This window comes from Roseinatronobacter alkalisoli (assembly GCF_028745735.1).
Taxonomy (GTDB): Bacteria; Pseudomonadota; Alphaproteobacteria; order Rhodobacterales; family Rhodobacteraceae; genus Roseinatronobacter; species Roseinatronobacter alkalisoli.
Window position 1 is genome coordinate 1 of record NZ_JAQZSM010000015.1, and the last position, 22,389, is coordinate 22,389.

Annotated in this window: 20 protein-coding genes, 1 tRNA gene, 1 other RNA gene and 1 pseudogene; 13 read left to right on the top strand and 10 right to left on the bottom strand. The window is 62.5% G+C overall.

What is annotated here, in order from left to right; genetic code table 11:
- The first annotated feature begins 460 nt into the window (after nucleotides 1–460).
- The 7 genes from PUT78_RS14780 (at nucleotide 461) to PUT78_RS14810 (ending at nucleotide 4,944) form a co-directional block, all read left to right on the top strand.
- Nucleotides 461–847 (top strand): hypothetical protein, encoded by a 387-nt coding sequence (locus PUT78_RS14780; protein WP_274353044.1) that lies wholly within the window; start codon nucleotides 461–463, stop codon nucleotides 845–847.
- A gap of 160 nt (nucleotides 848–1,007) precedes the next feature.
- Complete coding sequence (locus PUT78_RS14785; RefSeq protein ID WP_274353045.1) at nucleotides 1,008–1,490, top strand: DUF3592 domain-containing protein; 483 nt, start codon at nucleotides 1,008–1,010, stop codon at nucleotides 1,488–1,490.
- A 37-nt stretch (nucleotides 1,491–1,527) separates the two neighbouring features.
- Nucleotides 1,528–1,877, top strand: a transfer-messenger RNA (tmRNA) gene (gene ssrA, locus PUT78_RS14790).
- Between the two features lie 189 nt (nucleotides 1,878–2,066).
- Nucleotides 2,067–2,537 (top strand): SspB family protein, encoded by a 471-nt coding sequence (locus PUT78_RS14795; RefSeq protein ID WP_274353046.1) that lies wholly within the window; start codon nucleotides 2,067–2,069, stop codon nucleotides 2,535–2,537.
- 421 nt (nucleotides 2,538–2,958) lie between these two features.
- Nucleotides 2,959–4,353, top strand: a complete 1,395-nt coding sequence (gene fumC, locus PUT78_RS14800) for a class II fumarate hydratase (protein ID WP_274353047.1) — start codon at nucleotides 2,959–2,961, stop codon at nucleotides 4,351–4,353.
- A gap of 193 nt (nucleotides 4,354–4,546) precedes the next feature.
- Nucleotides 4,547–4,729 (top strand): DUF4169 family protein, encoded by a 183-nt coding sequence (locus PUT78_RS14805; protein ID WP_274353048.1) that lies wholly within the window; start codon nucleotides 4,547–4,549, stop codon nucleotides 4,727–4,729.
- On the top strand, nucleotides 4,726–4,944 hold the full coding sequence (locus PUT78_RS14810) for a ribbon-helix-helix domain-containing protein (RefSeq protein WP_274353049.1): 219 nt from the start codon (nucleotides 4,726–4,728) through the stop codon (nucleotides 4,942–4,944). Before PUT78_RS14805 ends, PUT78_RS14810 begins: the two co-directional genes overlap by 4 nt.
- 145 nt (nucleotides 4,945–5,089) lie before the next feature.
- On the opposite strand, the gene PUT78_RS14815 is transcribed toward PUT78_RS14810, so the two are convergent.
- Entirely contained in the window at nucleotides 5,090–5,590 is a 501-nt protein-coding gene (locus tag PUT78_RS14815; RefSeq protein ID WP_274353050.1) for a Hint domain-containing protein, read from the bottom strand.
- 198 nt (nucleotides 5,591–5,788) lie between these two features.
- Between PUT78_RS14815 and PUT78_RS14820 the strand changes: the two genes are divergently transcribed.
- Nucleotides 5,789–5,873, top strand: a tRNA-Leu gene (locus PUT78_RS14820).
- Nucleotides 5,874–5,975: 102 nt separating this feature from the next.
- Here the strand turns inward: PUT78_RS14820 and purD are convergent.
- Nucleotides 5,976–7,238: a phosphoribosylamine--glycine ligase gene (gene purD, locus PUT78_RS14825; RefSeq protein ID WP_274353051.1), complete on the bottom strand. Its 1,263-nt coding sequence runs from the start codon at nucleotides 7,236–7,238 to the stop codon at nucleotides 5,976–5,978.
- 71 nt (nucleotides 7,239–7,309) lie between these two features.
- Here purD and xseA point away from each other — a divergent pair, with 71 nt between their 5' ends.
- Complete coding sequence (gene xseA, locus PUT78_RS14830) at nucleotides 7,310–8,725, top strand: exodeoxyribonuclease VII large subunit (RefSeq protein ID WP_274353143.1); 1,416 nt, start codon at nucleotides 7,310–7,312, stop codon at nucleotides 8,723–8,725.
- Nucleotides 8,726–9,105: 380 nt separating this feature from the next.
- On the opposite strand, the gene PUT78_RS14835 is transcribed toward xseA, so the two are convergent.
- From PUT78_RS14835 to PUT78_RS14845, 3 genes are all read right to left on the bottom strand, one after another.
- Nucleotides 9,106–9,528: a hypothetical protein gene (locus PUT78_RS14835; RefSeq protein WP_274353052.1), complete on the bottom strand. Its 423-nt coding sequence runs from the start codon at nucleotides 9,526–9,528 to the stop codon at nucleotides 9,106–9,108.
- On the bottom strand, nucleotides 9,529–10,572 hold the full coding sequence (locus PUT78_RS14840) for an alkane 1-monooxygenase (RefSeq protein WP_274353053.1): 1,044 nt from the start codon (nucleotides 10,570–10,572) through the stop codon (nucleotides 9,529–9,531).
- A gap of 74 nt (nucleotides 10,573–10,646) precedes the next feature.
- A complete protein-coding gene (locus tag PUT78_RS14845) occupies nucleotides 10,647–11,387 on the bottom strand; it encodes a BUD32 family EKC/KEOPS complex subunit (RefSeq protein ID WP_274353054.1) in 741 nt (246 codons plus the stop codon).
- A gap of 120 nt (nucleotides 11,388–11,507) precedes the next feature.
- Between PUT78_RS14845 and ftsY the strand changes: the two genes are divergently transcribed.
- On the top strand, nucleotides 11,508–12,554 hold the full coding sequence (gene ftsY / locus PUT78_RS14850) for a signal recognition particle-docking protein FtsY (protein WP_274353055.1): 1,047 nt from the start codon (nucleotides 11,508–11,510) through the stop codon (nucleotides 12,552–12,554).
- A 256-nt stretch (nucleotides 12,555–12,810) separates the two neighbouring features.
- Here ftsY and PUT78_RS14855 read toward each other — a convergent pair whose 3' ends face one another.
- Nucleotides 12,811–13,377, bottom strand: coding sequence for a YqgE/AlgH family protein (locus PUT78_RS14855; RefSeq protein WP_274353056.1), 567 nt, complete (start codon nucleotides 13,375–13,377; stop codon nucleotides 12,811–12,813).
- Between the two features lie 156 nt (nucleotides 13,378–13,533).
- Between PUT78_RS14855 and PUT78_RS14860 the strand changes: the two genes are divergently transcribed.
- Nucleotides 13,534–14,355: a protein-disulfide reductase DsbD domain-containing protein gene (locus tag PUT78_RS14860; protein WP_274353057.1), complete on the top strand. Its 822-nt coding sequence runs from the start codon at nucleotides 13,534–13,536 to the stop codon at nucleotides 14,353–14,355.
- Between the two features lie 335 nt (nucleotides 14,356–14,690).
- Here the strand turns inward: PUT78_RS14860 and PUT78_RS14865 are convergent.
- The 4 genes and pseudogenes from PUT78_RS14865 to PUT78_RS14880 form a co-directional block, all read right to left on the bottom strand.
- A pseudogene (locus tag PUT78_RS14865) lies at nucleotides 14,691–17,789 on the bottom strand (efflux RND transporter permease subunit); the annotation flags it as partial.
- A 4-nt stretch (nucleotides 17,790–17,793) separates the two neighbouring features.
- Complete coding sequence (locus PUT78_RS14870) at nucleotides 17,794–19,299, bottom strand: efflux RND transporter periplasmic adaptor subunit (RefSeq protein WP_274353059.1); 1,506 nt, start codon at nucleotides 19,297–19,299, stop codon at nucleotides 17,794–17,796.
- Nucleotides 19,300–19,386: 87 nt separating this feature from the next.
- Nucleotides 19,387–19,929 (bottom strand): molybdenum cofactor biosynthesis protein B, encoded by a 543-nt coding sequence (gene moaB, locus PUT78_RS14875; protein ID WP_274353060.1) that lies wholly within the window; start codon nucleotides 19,927–19,929, stop codon nucleotides 19,387–19,389.
- A 4-nt stretch (nucleotides 19,930–19,933) separates the two neighbouring features.
- Nucleotides 19,934–20,749 carry a uracil-DNA glycosylase gene (locus PUT78_RS14880; protein ID WP_274353061.1) on the bottom strand — a complete coding sequence of 272 codons (816 nt, stop codon included), beginning with the start codon at nucleotides 20,747–20,749 and terminating at the stop codon, nucleotides 19,934–19,936.
- Nucleotides 20,750–20,850: 101 nt separating this feature from the next.
- Between PUT78_RS14880 and PUT78_RS14885 the strand changes: the two genes are divergently transcribed.
- Nucleotides 20,851–21,819: an aspartate carbamoyltransferase catalytic subunit gene (locus PUT78_RS14885; RefSeq protein WP_274353062.1), complete on the top strand. Its 969-nt coding sequence runs from the start codon at nucleotides 20,851–20,853 to the stop codon at nucleotides 21,817–21,819.
- Nucleotides 21,812–22,282: a hypothetical protein gene (locus PUT78_RS14890; protein ID WP_274353063.1), complete on the top strand. Its 471-nt coding sequence runs from the start codon at nucleotides 21,812–21,814 to the stop codon at nucleotides 22,280–22,282. The genes PUT78_RS14885 and PUT78_RS14890 overlap by 8 nt, the downstream gene beginning before the upstream one ends.
- Nucleotides 22,283–22,389 lie beyond the last annotated feature (107 nt).

The window sequence follows — 22,389 nt, forward strand, 5'->3', positions numbered from 1 at the left end:
ATGCAATCCGCGCCTTCATACCTTCAAGCGCGGCGCGCCAATCCGAAATCACTCCAGCCCAATCCGATACGGACATCGAAATTCCTCCCCAATTGCTCAGGCAGGATTGAATCAGATATCCATATTATATGCAACTGTAGTACTAGTCCAAAACCGGTAATTTCAACAAGACCATAACGGCCAACGTCAGGGTAAAGATTGTCCAGTGTATGTATAACGATGCAAGCCCCGCAAACGTTGGCCGACTACAAGTATATCATTGTGACGACGTCAGTTCCGCGCGTCCATACCACCCTACCCGCCCCCCCTCTCCCGCACATCTTCTTTTGTCGCAAACCGGCGACCGGGCCCGGCGCGGGGGGCATGTCCCCCTGACCGCCGCCGATAAACAGGCTTGACCAAAGGCGCGGTTCTGACAAGAGTACGAGGCACCAGATCATTGTCGCGCAAGGAGTATGTCGTGAAATCTGTTACCCTTCTGGCGCTTTTGCTGGTCTTGCAAAGTGGCATACCTGCGCAGGCACAAACGCTGATTGAATCGTATCGGGCGTATATCGGCAAGGAAGATCTGTTCAATTCCAACGGCCAGCGCCTGACGCAGCCATGGCAGATATTGCGGCAGGACCGCGCGAATTACCATCGTTTCGGCATTTCGCATCCCGGCGATGAATGGGACGGCTTCTTCGGCGATGCCGGGAATCGCGCGATCATGGAACGCATGCTGCAAAATGGCCGCATTGACCCGTCAGCGGCCCGTGCGTTGGTTGCGGGCGGGACGACAGTCCGGGTGGACATCTATGGCCGCAATGGCCGGGGTGAAGCGCTGCAGATATATGTAGACCACTAGGCGCCCCGGTCAGCGTGAATGCCGGGCCATCCGCGCAAAGCCTGCTTGCATCCGCGCCCCCTCTCCCCCTAATCTTTGCGCGTCTGATCTTTGCCCGTCCCCGGGGGGGGCGGCTTGGTGAAACGCGGCGGGCCGGGGCCAGCCGGATCGGGGGGATGGGATGATGGACCGGGGGCGTGGTGCGAATAGTCTGCATGTCAGGGGCCTGGGTAATCTGGTCGTTCTGGCGTTTGTCATGATGATCCCGCTTGGGTTTGCAGGCCTTGGCGGGTGGTTCATTCTGGAAGAGATGCGCTTTTCCACCCGGGCCGTGAAGGTCGAGGCGACCGTGATCGACAGCGGGCGGATGGCGCGCGAGGATGGCGACCTGTTCCGCCCCGCATTCCGGTTCGAAACCCCGACCGGCGACATTGCAGAGGCGCGGACCCATATCGCCGCGTCGGATTACAGCTTTGCGCTGCATTCCACTGTGACGGTGCTCTATAACCCCGACTACCCCGATCAGGTGCGCCCGCACGGGTTCTGGATGCAATACGGATTCTGGGCAATTTTCCTTGGCCTGGGACTGGTGGTGTTTACGGCCCTCGCCTGGGGGATCGGCAGCATCATGCTGCTGGACCGCCGCGCCCGGAACACGCGATAGCGCCGCGCCGCTGCAAAGGGCAGGAATGCGGCCACGCCCCCTTGCATCCGCCCCGCCCAGCCCTTACATTTGAACTGTTCCGCAAGGGACTATGGACATAAACGCGCTCGTAATAAGCGGATCGGACCCGGGGGCGGTACCCGGCGGCTCCACCATCCATCCTTCATTTGGGGACAATGGGGCCGAAACAGGATCGACGAACGTCTAAAGGGGTTAGCTTTGTCTCGGTGAGCCACCACCGTTATCGGTGCAAATCGTACAGTTGCAAATGACAACCGTGCTCCGGTAGCAGTTGCTGCGTAAGCAGTAACCAAACCGAAACTTAAGCCCTTGCGCTTAGCCGCGTAAGGCGGGGTTCGCAGGCACCTGGCAACAGAAGCCTGCATTTTCAGACATTTGGACAGAAATCGGCGCGCAATTGCGCAACCCGGCACCACCTGGCAAAAAGTGGTAAAAAGCGCGGTCCCCCTCTTTCATTCGGGGATGATTTGCTTATGCTGCACGGGCATGCAGACGGGCATGTCACATGGGGCACGCCACATGGGGCATCGCAGAATACGAAGGTTGGACCAGCAGATGACACGCGGCATAGATTACGGCAATTTGATGCATGAAGCCATGCGCGGCCTGATCCGCAGCGTGATGGAAAGTGTTGCGCAGAACGGCCTGCCCGGCGCGCATCATTTCTTCATCACTGTCGATACCGGCCATCCCGACATGCAGATGGCCGACTGGCTGCATGACCGCTATCCTGAAGAAATCACGCTGGTGGTGCAGAACTGGTTCGACAATCTGACTGTGGATGAGGACGGCTTTGCCATTACGCTGAATTTCGGCAATTCGCCGGAGCCGCTTTATATTCCGTTTGATGCGATTTCGACCTTTGTTGACCCGTCGGTGGAATTCGGCCTGCGATTCGAATTGCAAAGCGAAGATGATGACGACGACGAGGATGAGGATGGCTTTGACGAAGCCCCGATGATGGAAGATGCCCCATCCGAAGAAAAAAGCGGTGAAGTCGTCAGTCTGGACAAATTCCGCAAATAGGCGTGCGCTCAGTATCTGGCGGAACATGCAAGGCCGGGCGGATATGGCGTGAAACGGGTGTCGGGACTCCCCAAGGCGCGGGGCAACACGCACCAAGCCCGCGCCAGCGGTGGGCCGGGGTCTGCCGGTCCTGCGTTATAGAAGTTCACTTTATGCTGGCTCCATACTCCGGCCTTCAAGGCCTGGCATGACGCTGGGGTAACCGGCAGGCCGCGGGACGGCCAGACCTGTGGCGCGGCGGGCTTGCGCCCTTGGCTCCGCGCAGGTTGGGTGCAAGGCAGCCGCCGCCTCTTCCCCACCCCGAACAACATATTCCGGCCCGATCCGCCGGGGTATCAGTATGCAATCGCATACTAATTGATTTCCCCCTGTCAAGCCGCTAAGCACTGGGCAAATCCTGTCCCATGAATGGAGCCTGCCCATGACCACCACCCGTATTGAAACCGACAGTTTCGGCCCGCTGGACGTTCCCGCAGACAAATACTGGGGCGCGCAGACGCAACGCTCCATCATCAACTTCCCCATCGGCTGGGAACGCCAGCCTGTGCCCATTATCCGCGCGCTTGGCGCCATCAAATGGGCCTGCGCACTGGTCAACCGCGAACAGGGCACGCTGGACGCGGCGCTGGCAGATGCCATCACCCAGGCGGCGCAGGAAGTGTTCGAAGGCCGGTTTGACGACAATTTCCCGCTGGTCGTATGGCAAACCGGGTCAGGCACCCAATCCAACATGAACGCCAATGAAGTGATTTCCAACCGCGCGATTGAAATTCTGGGCGGCGAAATGGGGTCGAAAAAGCCCGTTCACCCCAATGACCATTGCAATATGGGCCAGTCCAGCAACGACACGTTCCCCACCGCCATGCATGTGGCCATCGGCATGCATGCGCGCGATGTGCTGCTGCCGGGGTTGCAGAAGCTGCATGACGCGCTGGCCGCGAAAGCGGAAGAATTCAAGAATATCATCAAGATCGGCCGCACCCATACGCAGGATGCCACGCCCCTGACACTGGGGCAGGAATTCGGCGGCTATGCCCATCAGGTGAAAATGGGCATCGCGCGGGTGGAAATGTGCCTGCCCCATATCTATGAACTGGCACAGGGCGGCACGGCGGTCGGCACCGGGCTGAACACCCGCAAGGGCTGGGATGTGAATGTGGCGGGCCATATCGCCAAAATCACCGGCCTGCCCTTCGTCACGGCCCCCAATAAATTCGAGGCACTGGCCGCGCATGACGCGATGGTCATGTTCTCTGGCGCGCTGAAAACCGTGGCCGGGTCGCTGTTCAAGATCGCCAATGACATGCGGCTGCTGGGGTCTGGCCCGCGGTCGGGCTTGGGCGAACTGATCCTGCCGGAAAATGAACCGGGCAGTTCCATCATGCCCGGCAAGGTAAACCCGACACAGGCCGAAGCGCTGACCATGGTCTGCGCGCATGTCATGGGCAATGACGCGGCGGTGGGGTTTGCAGGGTCACAGGGGCATTTCGAGTTGAATGTCTATAACCCGATGATGAGCTATAACGTGTTGCAATCCATGCAGCTTCTGGGCGATGCGGCATCAAGCTTCACTGACAACATGGTCGTAGGCACCCGCGCCAATGTGGAACGCATCGACAAGCTGATGAAGGAATCGCTGATGCTGGTCACCGCCCTTGCGCCCACCATCGGCTATGACAACGCGACCAAGGTGGCCAAGACCGCGCATAAGAACGGCACCACCCTGCGCGAGGAAGCCATCGCGCTGGGGTTTGTCGATGGCGAAACCTTTGACCGCGTTGTGCGGCCAGAGGATATGATCGGCCCGAAGGACTGAAGATAAGGAGCACTCTGCCGCAGTTCAGACTTCGGCAAGAGTAGCCACCCGCCCCGTATCCTGCCCGTGCGATGCACGGGCAGCGCCCGAACCGCCCCTCGGTTCGGGCGCGGGGTCTTGTCGCAAAGCTATGGGAACACCCCCCCAACATTCCCGGTTGCGCCCCCTGCCCCCGCCCCGCTACCATGCGGGCATGAGCAAGATCATCAACCTTCGCATGGCCCGCAAACAGGCCACCAGGGCTGCCGCGCGCAAGCAGGCGGACGAGGCTGCCGCGAAGCATGGCCGCAGCAAGTCGGAACGCCAGCAGAATCAGGCAGCGACCGCGAAGGCGCGTGCCCATCTGGACGCCCATATGCGCACGAGAGAGGAATGAACGGGCGGCCCGTCAAACATTCCCTGACCTTGCGCGGACATCGCACATCGGTATCGCTGGAAGATATCTTCTGGCGGGAATTCCGCCGGATCGCTGCGGAACGCAGGATGGCGCTGAACATGCTTGCCACGGAAATTGATGAAAGCCGGGGCGATATCGGGCTGGCTTCGGCGATCCGGGTGTTTGTGCTGGAAAATGCGCTGAAACGCCCATGACAGGACAGGCGCAACCACATTCCGGGCATGCGCCAGAACGACTGGTACGCGCATTTGTCACAGGACCGGAATCTTCGGTTCTGGCTGAAACCGCGCCCGCATCCGTTTCAGCATGTGACAGCGCAGGGGCGCGGCGCGCGCGGGTTCAGACCCCGGCGAGGACGCAAATCCCGTCCGCCAGAATGACAGTCGGCCGCTCGAACGTCAGTTCGCACAGCAACGCGCCCGCATCCGTGCGTTTGCGCACATTGATATCATCGATCAACGCTTCGGCGGCACTTAACGCCGGTTTGCCGAACACGACCTGACTGCGCCAGTCCTGTATCGCCAGTTTCTGCCCGCGCCCGATAGTCAGCGCACGGTCCAGCCGCCCCGGCGCCATGCCAAGCCCCAGCGCCGATGGGTCAACCTGCACCAGATCATCGGCGCGCGCTTCATATTTGCGGATCGCGCGGATTTCGACGATTTGTTCATCAACATCCAGCAACAGATCCCCCGCAAGCAGGGTTTCCACCCGGCGTGGCCCGGCAATGGTACGCACCAATGTCCCGGCGGCCAGACCCCGGGGTGCAATGCCCGCACCGGGATGGTGGCGTGACGGTCGTTGCCGCAAGGCCGGTGCAAGGGAAACTGTGCTTTCAAACATGTCCGAATCTCCTGCTGTAGTCTTGCCGGAAAGATGTAACGGCAAGGTTAACGCCTGCGGATAGTGTCAATGTTTCCATATTGGACACAATCAAGGGAAACTATGGCAGGACTTGGGCAGGAACACGGAAAGGATATGGCAGCATCCGGCAAAAAACCCCTCGCATCCGCTTTTCGCTTTTGCTAGAGACAGCGCAATGCGGGTGTGGCGAAATTGGCAGACGCACCAGATTTAGGTTCTGGCGCCGCGAGGCGTGGGGGTTCAAGTCCCTCCACCCGCACCATATTGACGTGAAAATAGCAGGCGCACCCTGCCCCCGGGACGCGCGTCGCGTTCGCGCAGGCCAGGGCGCGTCATTCAGCAGTCATTCAACAGACGGGCGCGATTATAGCGCCCGCCAGCCGATATCGCGGCGGCAAAACCCCTCTGGCCAGTCGATCTGGTTCACCATGGCATAGGCGCGCGCCTGTGCCTGCGCCAGGGTTGCGCCGCGGGCGGTCACGTTCAGCACCCTGCCGCCATTGGCCAGCAGCCTGCCATCCACCCGCACGGTTCCCGCATGGAACACCATATGCGCGCTGTCCTCTGGGCAATTCTCCACCCCTTTGATTTCGGTATCTCTGGCATAGGCACCGGGATAGCCCTGCGCGGCCATCACAACTGTCATCGCGTGATCATCGGCCCAGTTGACGCGCATCTGGTCCAGCCGCCCATCAGCACAGGCCAGCATCAGGTCCAGCGCCTGCGCGCCAAGGCGCATCATCAGCACCTGACATTCCGGGTCACCGAAGCGCACGTTATATTCCACCAGCCGGGGCTGGCCGTCCCTGATCATCAGCCCGACATACAGCACCCCCTGATAGGGCATGCCGCGCCGCACCATTTCCGCCATTGTCGGGCGTACAATCTGGTCCAGCGCCGCGCCCGCAATCGCATCGCTCAGGACCGGGGCGGGCGAATAGGCGCCCATGCCGCCGGTATTGGGGCCGGTGTCGCCATCGCCCACGCGCTTGTGGTCCTGCGCGGTGCCGATGGGCAGGCAGGTTTCGCCATCGACCAGCACGAAGAAGCTGGCCTCTTCGCCTTCCATGAATTCCTCGATCACGACTTCGGCCCCGGCGGCGCCGAATTCACCGCTGAACATGGTGGCGACCGCGTCCAGCGCTTCCGCTTCTGTCATGGCGACAATGACGCCCTTGCCGGCGGCCAGCCCGTCGGCCTTGATGACAATCGGTGCGCCCTGTTCCAGCACATAGGCGCGCGCCGATTGCGCATCGGTGAAATGGGCATAGCCGGCTGTCGGGGCATTCACGGCGGCGCAGATTTCCTTGGTAAATGCCTTGGACGCTTCCAGCCGTGCCGCTGCCGCCGACGGGCCGAAACAGGCAATGCCCGCCGCGCGCAACCTGTCGGCCACGCCGGCGGCCAGCGGTGCCTCTGGCCCGATGACGACGAAATCAATCGCGGTTTCCACGCAGAATGCAACAACCGCGCCACCATCATTGATGTCCAGCGCGGCGCATTCGGCAATCGCATCCATGCCCGCATTGCCCGGCGCACAGATCAGCCGGTCGCATTTGGGGTTTTGCATGATCGCCCAGGCCAGGGCATGTTCACGCCCGCCGCTGCCCAACACCAGAATATTCATTGCTGCCCTCTCTTGGCCTTTACGCGCTTGCGTTCTAGGGTGCCTTTGCCCCCATGACAAGCAATGGCGCGATAATGGACCTGATAGACGAACCAGCCAGCAACACCCCGGAATTTTCCGTGTCCGAAATTTCAGGCGCGGTCAAGCGCGTGCTGGAAGGGGAATTCGGGCGCGTGCGCGTGCGTGGCGAAGTGGGGCGCGTGGTGATTGCGCGCACGGGGCATATGTATTTCGACCTGAAAGATGACCGCGCGGTCATTGCCAGTGTCAGCTGGAAGGGTCAGGTCGCGCGCATGGCCGTGAAACCCGAAGAAGGCATGGAGGTCATTGCCACAGGCCGCCTGACCACCTTTGCGCCGCAGTCGAAATACCAGCTTCAGGTCGAAAGCATTGAACCTGCGGGCGCGGGTGCGCTGATGGCCATGCTGGAAAAACGCAAGGCGGCGCTGGCCGCCGAAGGGTTGTTTGGCGCGGAGCGCAAGCAACGCCTGCCCTATCTGCCGCGCGTGATCGGTGTGGTGACATCGCCGCAAGGCGCGGTGATCCGCGACATCCTGCACCGGTTGCGCGACCGGTTCGGGGTGCATGTGCTGCTGTGGCCGGTCGCGGTGCAGGGGCAGGGTTGCGCGCCCGAAGTGGCGCGCGCCATCAAGGGGTTCAACGCCCTGCCCCATGACGGCCCCATCCCGCGCCCGGATGTGCTGATCGTGGCGCGTGGCGGTGGCTCTATCGAAGACCTGTGGGGGTTTAACGAAGAAATTGTCGTGCGCGCTGCCGCTGCAAGCCGCATTCCGCTGATTTCCGCCGTGGGGCATGAAACCGACACGACATTGATCGATTATGCCGCCGACCAGCGCGCGCCCACCCCCAGCGCGGCTGCGGAAATTGCCGTGCCGGTCCATGCTGATCTGGCCGCGCATCTGGCCAATCTGGATGCACGGCTGCTGCGTGCGGGCGGGCATGCCATTTCCCAGCGCCAGCAACGCCTGCGCGATGTGGCGCGCGCCCTGCCCCGCGCGGACACGCTGCTGGCCCCTGCGGTGCAGCGGTTTGACCAATGGGCCGAGCGTTTCCCCGGATCGCTGCGCGCAGCCCTTCTGAGCAAAACCCAGGAATTGCGCCGCATTGCAGCCGGGTTGCGTGCCAATACCATCACCCATCAGATCGACAAGGGCCGCGAGCGGTTGGACGAACGCGCGGCCCGCGCAACCCGCGCTGTCACAAATTCCCTTGACCGGCAGGCCACCCGGCTTGCGGCCCTTGACCGCCTGCGCCAGTCACTTGGCTATCCCGCGACCTTGAAGCGCGGCTATGCCGTGGTGCGCGATGATGCGGGCGCGGTGCTGACAACCGCGCAGGGCGCAGGGCGCAAACCCGCCTTGCAGATCGAATTTTCAGACGGAACGCTGGATGTGCTGCCCCGCAAGCCGGAAAAACCCGCCAAATCCAAACCCCCGGCCCCACCGCAACAGGGGGATCTGTTCTGACGGGCCGGGACTGAGCCGCGCTATCGGTGGGCTGGGCTATGGCGGGTTCCGGCGCATCAAAAAGGTGCAGAATCAAGGCCGCGAGGCTGGCCCACGCCACAGGCCCGGCCGTCCCGCGGCCTGCCGATGACCTGATGTCGGTTCAAGCCTTTGAACTTGGGAGTGTGCCGCCTGCATAAAGTGAACTAATCCAATGTGGGACCGGCAGTCCCCGGCCCGCCGATGGCGCGGGCTATATTCATACACGCACATCCGCCACATACCGGATCCACCCATTATTGCGTGCCTTGATTTCGCAGGTTCGAGGGGCGGAACACCAGTTCCCACTTTGTCCCACAACATGCTCTGATGCAATGTTCCGGTGTGATCTTACCCGCCGCTCAGACCCCCACTTCGGGGCCGTGGCAGATCAGCGGGCGGGGGCTGTTTTCCACCTCATAAAGTTCGGTATCGGATGTATCGCCCATGAAACGGGCATTCAGCCCCCGATCGCTGCGCCAGAAAATCCAGCAATGCTCTGACCCCGGCGCGTCATCATAGACAAAGCAGATCTGCTCATCGCGGGGGAACCAGCTCCCCTCGCGGCATTCGTCGCCGATAAAGGCCCAGAGCGTGCGGCGGCCGGGGCGGAATTCTTCAACACCATAGGGCGCCCCGCCAGACCCGAAGGTCAGGGTGCGGCCCGTGACATAGGTTTCAAATTCCTCTGCGCTCATGGGGGTTTGCGCGCCAAGCGACAGCGCGGGAAGCATCAGCGCCAGCGCGGCCAGCCCACCGCGCATATACCGTTTAACCATGTTCATCTACGCCTCCGTTGCGGGTTGCGCATTGGCCAGAACCCTGTCCACGCGCTTATCCATCAGCTTGAACCACAAGGCGGGCACCAGTGCAACAATCCCCATTGCAGGTAACGAATAGGGCAGGACCGGATGATCTTCGGGCAGGCGCAGCGCCGGATAAATACGCGACGGGTTCGCATGATGGTCGGAATGGCGCGACGCATTGACCATCATATGGGATGAAAACCAATGCGGGCTGTTCCAGCTATGGTGGCTGGCCTGCGGCTCATAACTGCCATCGGGCAATCGGCGCCGCGCCAGCCCGTAATGTTGCAGGTAATCCACCATCGCCAGTTGCGATTGCGCATAAAAACACAGGCCCAGCCAGGCAAGCACGCCCCCCCAGCCAAAGGCCAGCCCGAACACCGCCAGAAATGCCAGCCCCCCGCCCACATATTCCACATAGGGATTCATGCGCCCCGCGCGTGCCGCGCGCTGTTGCTCCACCCGGTAGCCGCGCGTGAAACTGCCCACCCAGCCGCGCAGGAAATAGCGATAGAAACTGCGCCCCTTGGGCGGGAAATTCGGGTCCAGCGGGGTGGACACATGGACATGGTGCAACAATCTGTGCGCCGTCGTATGATGCCCGTAAAGCATTGAAATATAGACCCACTTGCCCAGCGAAAACAGCGCCCTGTTGCCCCGGTGAATCAGTTCATGCGCGTTGGAATTGCTGACCTGGCCGAAATACAGCCCGAAGCCGAAAAACGCGCCCACCCGTTCGCCGCCCCCCAGCCCTGTCAGCCCTGCAACCGCCATGACCGCAAGCGGCATCAGCGCCAGATGGCTGAGGGCCAGGACAACGGACAGGGCATTAGCGGCGGGAAATTCCCCGCTTCCCGCGCCGTCAGGGTCCGGGCCCGGCAATATTTCATCCATCACGAAGGCAAAGAACGACGTATAGATCACCGCACCCCACAGCGCCGCCCCCCCGGCGAACCCGCCATAGGCCAGCAGGGGGACCGGCGCGACACTGGCAAGCGCAAAAGGCAGAACCGGTAAACGCATGACATCCCATCACATTGAAAACCCTGTAGAAGGGATAGCACGGTTTGCCATGCTGCACAGCCGCGCAAATTGCCTCAGGACAGGAAATTCAGCAAATCGGCCAGCGCCACAAATTCGCTGTTCTTTTTGCCCCGCTTGCGGTCGCGCCGGATCAGGGGCGCGACCAGGAACGCCACCACCGCCAACCCGCGCGCCATCTTGCGGGCCAGTGGCGCGACCTGCGCGTGGTCGGCATCGCCATAGGCGGCCAGCGCCCCCCCTGCCAATGCCGACATGTCGGTGTCATGCTGAAAGATGGAATGCAGGAAAATCAGCAGATCGCGCGCGCGCCGCCAGCGTGGTGCATCCAGCCGCGCGCCTGCTTCAAGGTCCAGAAACCGGATATCGGCCCCATCCCAGCATATATCGCGCAGGCGTGGGCGCCCATGCGCCAGCCCCGCCGCATGCAACCCCGCCAGCGCGCGTGCTGCTTGCGCCAGCAAAAAGACCATATCTTCCGCAGGGCCATGCTGCGCCAGATGGGACAGGGGCAAGCCCGCATCGGCAAGAATTACCATATCCGGGCTTTGCGCCATGATCGCGGGCACCGGTGCGCCCCGTTCGGCAAAAGCTGTCAGGCGGGCCATTTCACGCTGAAACGCCGCTGCGCCATTCCCCTTTTGCAGGCGCAACCGCAGGGGCGCTGCCTCTGGCCGTTTGATCCAGTAGCGGCGGCCATCCAGTTCAATTGCCGCAACGCGCTGATGCGGCAATTCCCGCGCGGCGCGCAGCAGTCGCGCCGCATCCGGCGCGCTATCGGGGGTGGGGTTGACCATGCTGCCTATTGGACCGCCGGGCCTGTGGGGTCAAGCATTCTGGCGCAATCACTTTTCAATCCGGCGCAGTTGGTTTAGCTGTCATGGCGTGATGCAGGAACATGCGCCAGGGGATGTGCAATGTCATTCTTCAAGAAGCTGAAAGAACGGATGTTCAAATCCTCGTCCAGACTGGACGAGGGGCTGGAGGCGCTGATTGACGACACCACTGCCCCGGCGGATACCGCCCCGCCCCCTGACGCACCACAGGGCGCACCCGGCAACAGCGCCCCGGCCCCCGCAGCACCCGGTATGCTGGGCCGGTTTCTGGGGCGCAGTGACGCGCCGCGCCGCGCGTTGGATGACGCCATGCTGGAGGCACTGGAAGATGTGCTGATTCAGGCAGATATGGGCGTTGACACCGCCATGCGTGTCACTGCCAATCTGGCCGAGGGGCATATGGGGCGCAAACTGTCGGTGGCGGAAATCAAGGCGCTTCTGGCAGATGAGATTGCGCGCATCATGGAACCGGTGGCGCGCCCTCTGCCGCTTTATCCCGCGCGCCCGCAAGTGGTGCTGGTGGTCGGCGTGAATGGCGCAGGCAAGACCACGACCATCGGCAAACTGGCCAGCCAGCTGCGCGGGGCGGGCAAATCCGTGATGATTGCGGCAGGCGACACATTCCGCGCCGCCGCCGTGGAACAGCTTCAGGTCTGGGGGGAACGTGCGGGCGTGCCGGTACTGACCGCGCCCGAAGGGTCGGACCCTGCGAGCCTTGCCTTTGACGCGCTGTCGCGCGCGAAGGCCGAAGGGATTGATCTGTTGATGATCGACACTGCAGGGCGGTTGCAGAACCGCGCGGACCTGATGGAAGAACTGGCCAAGATCCTGCGTGTGCTGCGCAAACTGGACCCGGACGCGCCGCATAACACCCTGCTGGTGCTGGATGCAACGACCGGGCAGAATGCGTTGAATCAGGTCGATATATTCCGGAAGCTGGCCAATGTGTCAGGGCTGATCATGACGAAACTGGATGGCACGGCGCGCGGCGGGGTGCTTGTTGCGCTGGCTGACCGGTTCGGACTGCCGATTCATGCCATCGGCGTGGGTGAACAGATTGACGACCTGCAGGCGTTCGACCCCGCGGAATTTGCCGCCGCACTGGTGGGGACGGAGGCAGAGGGCTAGGATAGCGCCGGGGCAAGGCGGGTTGATTGCGGGGTGAAGCGGGGGCGCGAGTCCCAAAGGCGCGGAGCCAAGGCCGCAGGCTGGCCCACGCCACCGGTGGGCCGTCCCGAGGCCTGCCGGTTCCGCTGGCGTTATGCCAAGCCTTGAATGACGGGGTATGGAGCTTGCATAAAGTGAACTTCTACTACGTCGGACCGACAGACCCCGGCCCACCGCTGGCGCGGGCTTGGCACAAACCACCCCGACCAGCCCCCCCCTACGCATGGCCGGTCCGGCCCGACAGCATGCGCGGGTCCACACCAATCTTGCGCAGGGCCTTGTTCCATTTTTCGCTATCACTGGTGGCAAACAACAGCTCCGGGTCGGGATCGGCCAGCAGCCAGCCACCGGCATGCAGTTCTTGTTCCAGTTGCTGCGGCCCCCAGCCAGCGTAACCCAGCGCGGCAATCGCCTGCGCCGGTCCCTGCCCGCGCGCCAGTTCTGCCAGAACATCGCATGATGTTGTCAGCACCACCCCGTCAATCACGTGAACGCTGCCATCAGCACTGAAATAATCCTGCGAATGCAGCACGAACCCCCGTCCCGTTTCCACCGGCCCGCCGAAATGAATGGGGCCATCGGCCGGTTCCGGGTGCGCGCCCTCTCCCACCAGTTGCAGATGTTGCGCCAGCTTCTGTATCGACAGGTCCGGCAGGGGCTTGTTGATGATCAGCCCCATTGTGCCATCATCTGATTGCGCGCATAGAAAAATCACCGCATGCGCGAAGCGCAGGTCGGGCATGGCGGGGGTGGCAATCAGCAGTTTTCCTGTCAGGCTGGTCATGGGCATTCATCTTTGGCGGATATTGCGCACAATGCCCAGCTTCGCGCAGGTTGCCAAGCGAAAGAACCGGACCATACCCAAACGAATATGTCACAGCTGCTTGTGGTCGCTGATTTGTGACTTCCGTTTCAGCCCCGGAAAGGGAATCTAGGCCGTATGAAGATATGCCCCCCTTTTCGCGCATTGGCGCTTGCCGCTGCCCTGTTGTCGCCCTTCGCGGTGCAAGCCCAAAGCCCGGCGCCGTCGGATCTGGTGCAGGCCGGCATAAGGCCCGGCTGGAAAACCGCGTCGGGCACCTATATCGCGGCGCTACATCTGAAACTGTCGCCGGACTGGATTACCTATTGGCGCCATCCGGGCGAAAGCGGTATCGCACCCCGGCTGGACTGGGGCGCATCGTCCAATCTGGCGCATGTCAGGGTGCATTGGCCAGAGCCGCGCCTGTTCCTGAAGGCGGGTTTCAACAGTATCGGCTATGCGGGGGAACTTGTGTTGCCCGTTGAACTGACACCGCAGGATGCGGCGGCCCCAATCAGCTTTGACGCGACATTGAGCATTGGCGTATGCAACGATATCTGCGTGCCCGTCGATCTGCGGATGCAGACATCACTGAATGGTGGCGGGCAGCATGACAGCGTTATTGCATCCGCATTGACGCACCGGCCCGGCACTGCCCGCGCCGCCGGTTTACGCGGCCTGACATGCGCGCTTGACCCCGACAGCCGGGGCCTGCGGCTGAGCGTGCAGATGGATATTCCCAGCACCGGCAATCAGGAATTCCTGCTGGTGGAACTGCCCGGACAGGGCGCACGCAGCCATGTTCTGCCATCGCACCGCGAGGGCGGCACCATCACCGGGCAGACCCGCCTGCGCACGAAATCCGGTCAGGTGGGCGCGATTGACCGGTCTGCCATCAAGGTCAGTCTTGTCAGCGAGAATGGCACGCTTAGTCATCAGGGCTGCTCGCTCGCGCCGTGATCCTGTGCAGGGGTAGCGCGCGCCGACAGCCAGACAGCCAACGCCCCGATAACCCAGCCCAGCCCCAGTGCCAGCACCGATCCCGCCAGAAACAGCGCCATTGCGTGGCCCAGCGGGTCGGCCCCCATATCTGATGCCAGCCATGCCAGCCCGCCCGGCAGCGCCCCGTCGCGGAACACGGCCCCCATCGTGGCCATGAACCACAGCGCCAGAATGCCCGCCACCAGCACCGGCACTGCCAGCACACCACGCCCCCGCACAGGCAATGCAAACACCCGCCGCAAGGATGCGAACTGGCGCTGCACATCATGCCCGATGGCCAGAACCGCAGGCACCAGCAACAACACAATGACCATCCCGAAACCAAGCCCATAAGCCAGTGTAATGACAGTGGGTTTCAGGAATGCCGCTTCGGTCGAATTTTCAAACAGCAGCGGGCTAAGCCCCAGAACCGTCGTCAGCGTGGTCAGCAGCACCGGGCGCAACCGGTCGCAGGCTGCATCAATGATGGACGGCACAAGCCCGCGATCACGGGCATACTGGTCCACAGTGGTCACCAGAACAATGGAATCATTGATGATGATCCCCACCATGCCCACCATGCCGACAATCGAGAACATCGACATGGCCATGTCCCAGCTGACATGGCCGTATATCACACCGATCATGCCAAAGGGGATGACCGACATGACAACCATCGGGCGTGTCCAGCTGGAAAACACCCAGGCCAGCGTCAGGTAAATCAGGATCAGGCACAGACCAAGCCCGATTGCGGCATCGGACATGAATTCGCGTTCCTGCTCCGCCTGCCCGGACAGGCGGGTGGTGATGCCGAAATCGGCCTCTATCTGCGGCAATATCTGTGTGCTCAGCGCAAGGGACACTTCGCGCGCGCGCGCCGGGTCATCTTCGGACAGATCGCCGCTGACAGTGACAACACGCACGCCGTTTTCACGCCGCACAGTGGAAAACCCCTGCCGTTCGCGCACGGACACAATGTCGCCCAGCGGCACATAGGCGCCAGCTTCGGCGCGCATCATCATGCTGTCCAGAAAATCAGCAGCGCGCGCGGCTTCGGGCAGTTCCACGCGCACGCGCCCGGTGCGGATACCATCGGGGAAGGTCGCAGCTTCCACGCCCGACAGGCGGTTGCGCAGGTCGCGCGACAACGCGTCTATGGTGAAGCCAAGCGCCTGCCCCTGCGGTGTCAGTTCCAGCAGAAGTTCAGATTTGTCATAGGGCAGGTTGTCTTCCAGCCCGGTGATTTCGGGGAACGGGGCCAAGGCCACGCGCAGCGCTTCGGCGGCGGCCTTCAGGGTTTCGGAATCACCGCCAGCCAGATCAACCGACAGCGTGTCCCCGCCCGGCCCGGTGCCCCAGGACCGGAAGGACAGTTCTTCCATCCGGGGATGGGGGCGCACTTCGTCCTGCAAGGCAGATGCGAAGGCAAAGGACGTGATGGTTCGGGAATCAACATCGACCAGTTCAATGCTGATGGACCCCAGCAGATGCGCATCCTTGTTTTCCGCCGCCGCAGACGGGCGGCCGGACTGCCCGCCCACTTCTACCATCACAAAAGTGGTAGGGTTGCGCCCTTCTTCATCCACCACACCGGCAATGACGGCATCCGTGGCGCGCTGCAATTCGCGCAACATTTCGATCGTGTCTTCGCGGCTGGCCCCGTCTGTCATGACAATATTGCCAGTGACAGATCCCTGTTCGGGCGGGTTGAAAAACCGGAAGGGCAGATCGCCGCGCAGCAGGAACGCCACCTGCGTGGCCAGAAGTGCAATCAGCAACGCCACAACGGGATAGCGGGCAAACACCACAAAGCGCATGAAGGGGCGGAACAGGCGTTCGCGCGCCCAGCGAAACCCGCGGTTCACCTGCCGCGACGGCCAGTCATACCAGCGCTGTTTCAGCCCGCTGGCAATGGCGTGATACATGTGATTGGGCAGGATCAGGAAGCATTCCACCAGCGATGCGATCAGCACTGCGATCACTGTCAGCGGAATATCGGCGATCAATGTGCCGAATCGCCCGCCGATCAGGACAAGCGCCCCGAAGGCCAGAATGGTGGTGATGGTGGCTGCGAAAACCGGCTGCGCCATGCGGGTTGCGGCGTTTTCGGCGGCCTGCGCGGGGTCTTCGCCCAGTTCGCGGGCGCGGTAATCGGCATGTTCCCCCACCACGATGGCATCATCCACCACGATGCCAAGGGTGATGATCAGCGCAAAAAGCGAGATCATGTTGAAACTCAGCCCCATCAGATACATGACCGCAATCGCCGCCAGCATCGCCGCTGGTATACCCGCAGACACCCAGAAGGCCGTACGCGCATTCAGAAACAGGAACAGCAGCACAACCACCAGCCCCAGCCCCAGCAGCCCGTTCTTGACCAGCAGCATGATCCGCCCGGAAATGAATTCCGCCCGCGTCGATACCAGTTCGATGCGCGTGCCATCGGGCAGGTTGGCGTTCATCTGCGCGGCCAGTTCCTGCACCCGCGCCTGAATGGCGATGGCATCGCCCTGTTCCGACCGGTCCACCCGCATGGTAATGGCGGGGTTTTCCCCCACGAAAAACGCGCGGTCGCGGTCGATCATCCCTTCGGTGACATCTGCGACGTCGCCAATGCGCAGCACCGACCCATCAGGGCGCGTGCGCAGCGCAATTGCGGCAATATCGGTTGCGCTGCGCCGTTCCGCGCCAGTACGCACCCGCGCCGCGCCTGATGACAGCTCGCCCGTCGGGTCCATGCTGATCGTGGCGCGGATGGCCTGCGCGATATCGGCCATGCCAATGTCATGTTCAACCAGATTGCGCGGCGGCAGTTCAACGACCACTTCGGCGCTGGCGACACCCGACACGCTGACCCGCGTGATCCCGTCATCAAACAGGCGCGCGGAAAATTCATCTGCGAAACGCGCAAGCTGTTCCACGGCAACCGGGCCGGTCACCACCAGATTCGTCACCCGGTCAGACCAGCCGGACCGGCGCGCAACAGGGTCTTCGGCGTCATCGGGCAGGTTTCCGACCGTGTCCAGCGCGTCCTGCACATCGGCGCTGGCGCGGCCCATATCCCAGCCGGTTTCGAATTCCACAGTGAAGCGCGCGCGCCCTTCGGTGGACTGGCTGGACACCCTTGCCACCCCTTCGACCGCCTGAAGTGTGGGGCTGACAAGCTGCACGATGGCGGCATCCACATCTTCGGCCCCGGCACCGGGCCATGGGATATCAACGCGGATATTGTCCACCACCACATCGGGGAAAAACTGCGCCCGCATCTGCGGGATTGCGGCCAGCCCCGAGACCAGCATGATGACCAGCAGCAGGTTTGCCGCTGTTTTATGGCGGGTGAAATAGCGGAAAGCCCCCAGCGCCTGAACCGCCAGCCGGTCCTTTGCGCTGCGCAATGTGGTCTGATCGGTCATGTATTCAGCCCCCGCGCATAGGACCGCCGCCCTGCCCTGCACCGCCCTGTCCGGCACCGGTATTTTCGATGCGTTCGATCATCTGTGCGGGCACCTGATCCTGCGACAATTGCGCAAGAAGGCGCGCGCGTATCTGTTCGGGCATGCGGGAATTGCCTTCGACCTGGGCAATCAGGCGGGCGCGGTGGCTGGCATCCAGGGTCACCATTTCGGCGGCTTCCGGCAACGGCCCGCCATCGGCGCTTTCGCGTCGCGGGCTGACCTGAATGCCAGTGCCCAGATTGGGGGTGACTTCGCGCACAACCTCGCGCCCGGCAAGCCCGTCCGCGCGGATGATGACATCATCGCCCTGTCTGCGCAGCACGGAAACAGGCATCGCCGTCAGGCGGTTATCGTCATTGATGACCAGCACATTCCCCGCCGCATTCACCGCCGATGCGGGCAGCAACGCCACATTCTGCAACGCGGGTTCCTGCAGGCGCACGGTCACGAAATCACCGGGGCGAAAACCGCGCGGGGCGTTCAGTTCCACGAATAGCCGCCGCCCGCTTTGCCCCTGTTCCACAGTGGCAGAGGCCCGCAGCACCCGCCCCGGTGACGTGATTTCGAACCCTGCCACTTCCAGCGCGATTTCAGCACCCGCATCACGCAGCGCGCCGTCATCATTCAGCAGGCGCAGATATTGCGCCGTGGACAGGCGCACCGACACTTCCAGCGCGGCAGGGTCGATGATGCGTGCCAGCTGTTCGCTGGTATTCACAATGCGCCCTTCGACGATATTCACATCTGCCAGCGTGCCGGTGAAACTGGCGTGAACGCGCGTGTCATCCAGTCTGCGCTGCGCCTCATTCACGGAAATGCGCTGCCGTTCCAGCGCGGTGCGCGCCTGATCCGCGCGCGCATCTGCCTGCGCCTGCGCCTGCCTGCGCCCGACAACGGCCTGACGTGCCGATGACAGCGCAAGTTCGGCTTCTTCAAGCGCGGCTTCGGTGGCAACGCCGCGTTCGGCCAGCCCCTGCCTGCGGATCAGGGCACGTTCGCGCAGGTCATATTGCGCCTGCGCGGCATCCACATCTTCGGCGGCAAGCGACAGGGCGCGTTCGGCATCGCGCAATTCGGCCTGCGCGCGCGACAGGTCCGATTGCGCCAGCGCCAGCGCAGATATCGCATCCGCAGGGTCAATCCGGAACAGCAACTGCCCTTCGGTGACTTCTGCGCCATCTTCAAACCCCTGCGCCACTTCCAGCACCCGCCCACCGACAGGCGCGCGCAATTCCAGCGCCCGCTGGGTGCGCACTTCGCCAAAGGCCGACAGGGTGGGCGATATTTCTGCCGGGGTTACCGGAACCGCACGCACTGTGAACACCCGTTCACGCCCGGTCGCGGGCCTGCCGGTTGCTTCATTGCGGTCCTGAATTGCAGAAAACAGGGTATATCCGGCATAGCCGAGCGCCGCCACTGAACACGCCGCCAGTAACAGGGCAACAAGACTTCGGGTCAGAAAACGCATGACTACTCCGGTTCGGCGCGCTGTGCGCATGACAGGTGTTACGCCGCAAACGCGACCCTGGTTCACCCCATGATAACGCAGAATATTTTATTTCCGTCGCAGATGTTCGTCCAGACGGGGTAAAATCTCGACAAAGTTACAAGGACGGTGCCTGTAATCGAACTGACGGGCCAATATTTCATCCCAGGCATCGCGGCAGGCACCGGGCGATCCCGGCAGCGCAAACAGATATGTGCCCTGCGCCACCCCCGCACAGGCCCGCGACTGGATGGCCGATGTGCCGATTTTCTGCATGGAAACAATCGTGAAGATGGTGCCGAATGCCTCTATCTCTTTTTCATAGACATCGCGGTGGGCCTCTACGGTGACATCGCGGCCCGTCAGGCCAGTGCCGCCGGTGGTCAGAATTGCATCAATTCCGGGATCTGCACACCATGCGCGCAATCTGGCGGCAATATCGCTGCGTTCATCGCGCAGGATGTCACGCGCGGCCAGAACATGGCCTGCCGCGCTGATCCGTTCTGCAAGCGTGTCGCCCGATCTGTCGGACCCCGCATCGCGCGTGTCCGAAACCGTCAGAACCGCAAAACGCACTGGCAGAAAGGGTCTGGTATCATCAAGCGGGGTCATCTGGTCATGTCCTGAGCTTCGCCTGCAGGGACAGAAGATCCGCCCATGCATGGCGTTTCATCGCCGGGTTGCGCAGCAGATAGGCCGGGTGCAGCATCGGCAGGCAGGGGCGGCCCACCAGGTCGCACCATTGCCCGCGCAGCCGGGTAATCCCTTCGGTCGTGTTCAGCATGGTGCCCGCCGAAATGCGCCCCATCAGGATGACGAATTCCGGATCAATCAATTCGATATGACGCTGCACAAAGGGGCGCATCATTGCGCGTTCTTCCGCTGACGGGTCGCGGTTCTGCGGGGGCCGCCATGGCAGGATATTGGTGATATAAAGCGCATGGGCCGGGTCCGGGTTTTCGCGCCCCATGTCTATGGCAGCAAACATCCGGTCCAGAAGCTGGCCCGCCTCGCCCACGAAGGGGCGGCCCTGGCGGTCTTCCTCGCGCCCCGGCGCTTCGCCAATGATCATGACGCGGGCATTGCGCTGGCCATCGGCAAAAACCAGATTGCGGGCGCCCAGTTTCAGGTCGCAATGATCAAACGCGGCCAAAGCGTCCTGCAACGCATCCAGATCGGGGGCTGATTCGGCCGCCTGCGTTGCGATGGCCACAGGGTCGGCCAGCGGTTCCGGCCCGACAGCCACAGGGGTGCTGACGGGGCCTGCGGCAGGCGCAGATGCCGCCGCCTGCGCGGTTTCACGCTTTTCAGGCAGGTCATAGCGGCACAGGGGCGCGTCGCATATAGCGTCATCCGCACCCATTTCCACCTGCCATTCAAGGGCAGCGCGCGCGAGTTGCCAGTCAGTTTCCCAAGGGTCCGTTGCGGTCATACACAAACATATGCCGGAGCGCGCCGCGCGCGTAAAGCGGCCTTGTCGTTATGGCGCGCGGTTTCTATAACGGGGCCATTCGCGGCGTCAGAGGGCGAGAGATGACATTCACGCAAAATCACCTTCTGGGGATCGAACCGCTGCAGCCTGCGGAAATCACCACAATCCTTGATCTGGCCGAAGATTATGTCGCGCTGAACCGCTCCGCCGAGAAACACGCAACCGCGCTGTCGGGCATGACGCAGATCAACATGTTCTTTGAAGCGTCAACCCGCACGCAGGCCAGTTTCGAGCTGGCAGGCAAGCGGCTGGGCGCGGATGTGATGAATATGGCCATGGCGCAGTCCAGCCTGAAGAAGGGTGAAACCCTGATCGACACGGCACTGACGCTGAACGCCATGCATCCCGACCTGCTGGTCGTGCGCCATGGCAGTTCCGGCGCGGTCAACCTGCTGGCCGAGAAGGTGAATTGCGCAGTGCTGAATGCGGGCGATGGCAGGCATGAACACCCCACCCAGGCGCTGCTGGACGCGCTGACCATCCGGCGTGCCAAGGGGCGGCTGCACCGGCTGACCGTGGCCATATGCGGCGATATTGCCCATAGCCGGGTGGCGCGGTCGAACCTGCTGCTGCTGGGCAAGATGGAAAACCGCGTGCGGCTGGTCGGCCCGCCCACATTGATGCCAGCCCAAGTGGCCGAATTCGGGGTCGAAGTGTTTGACGACATGCGCGCCGGTCTGGAAGGGGCCGATGTTGTCATGATGCTGCGCCTGCAACGCGAACGCATGGATGGCGGCTTTGTCCCGTCGGAACGCGAATATTTTCACCGCTACGGGCTGGATGCCGAAAAACTGGCCTATGCGAAGGAAGATGCGATTGTCATGCATCCCGGCCCCATGAACCGCGGCGTGGAAATCGACGGTGCGATTGCCGATGACATCAACCGATCCGTCATTCAGGAACAGGTGGAAATGGGCGTTGCCGTGCGCATGGCCGCGATGGACCTGCTGGCGGGCAATCTGCGCCGCAGGCGCGAAAGTCAGCGGTTGCGGGGGGTAGGTCATGGGTGAACAAGTTCGTGCAAGCGGTTCTGGCGACACGGTTTTTGACCCGGAGCCGGGTGAAAAGAAGCTGCGCGACATCCGGTCCGACAAGACCACCTATTGGCGCGATCATGGCGTGATGGCGGTGCTGGGCATGGGCGTGGTGGGCATGGTGCTGGCCTTTATCGGGTCGGAACATGTGGCCATCGGGTCACTTGGTGCCGTGCTGGCGCTGGCTGTGCGGGGCGTATGGCTTTATTCCGAGCAGATGAAATTCTGCTGGACCCTGACCAATATGCGCCTGATCGGCCCCGGCGGGCGGCAGGTCTATCTGCTGGAACTGGAAAAGGTGCGCCGCCTGTTCGGCGACATCCAGATCATCACCAGATCCGGCGACAAGCATCTGATCAAACATGTCGCAGGCGCTGAAGCGATCATGGCCGCGATCGAGGCCGCACGCGACAAACGCGCAAGGCGCAAGGGGGCATGATGATGGCAGCCATCCCCATGCATTCCGCCAAGGCAGGGGGGCTGTCTGCCCCCCTTTGGCCTGCGGCCCATTCCGCCCGCGCGTATTTCCGGCAAGATGAAGCACAG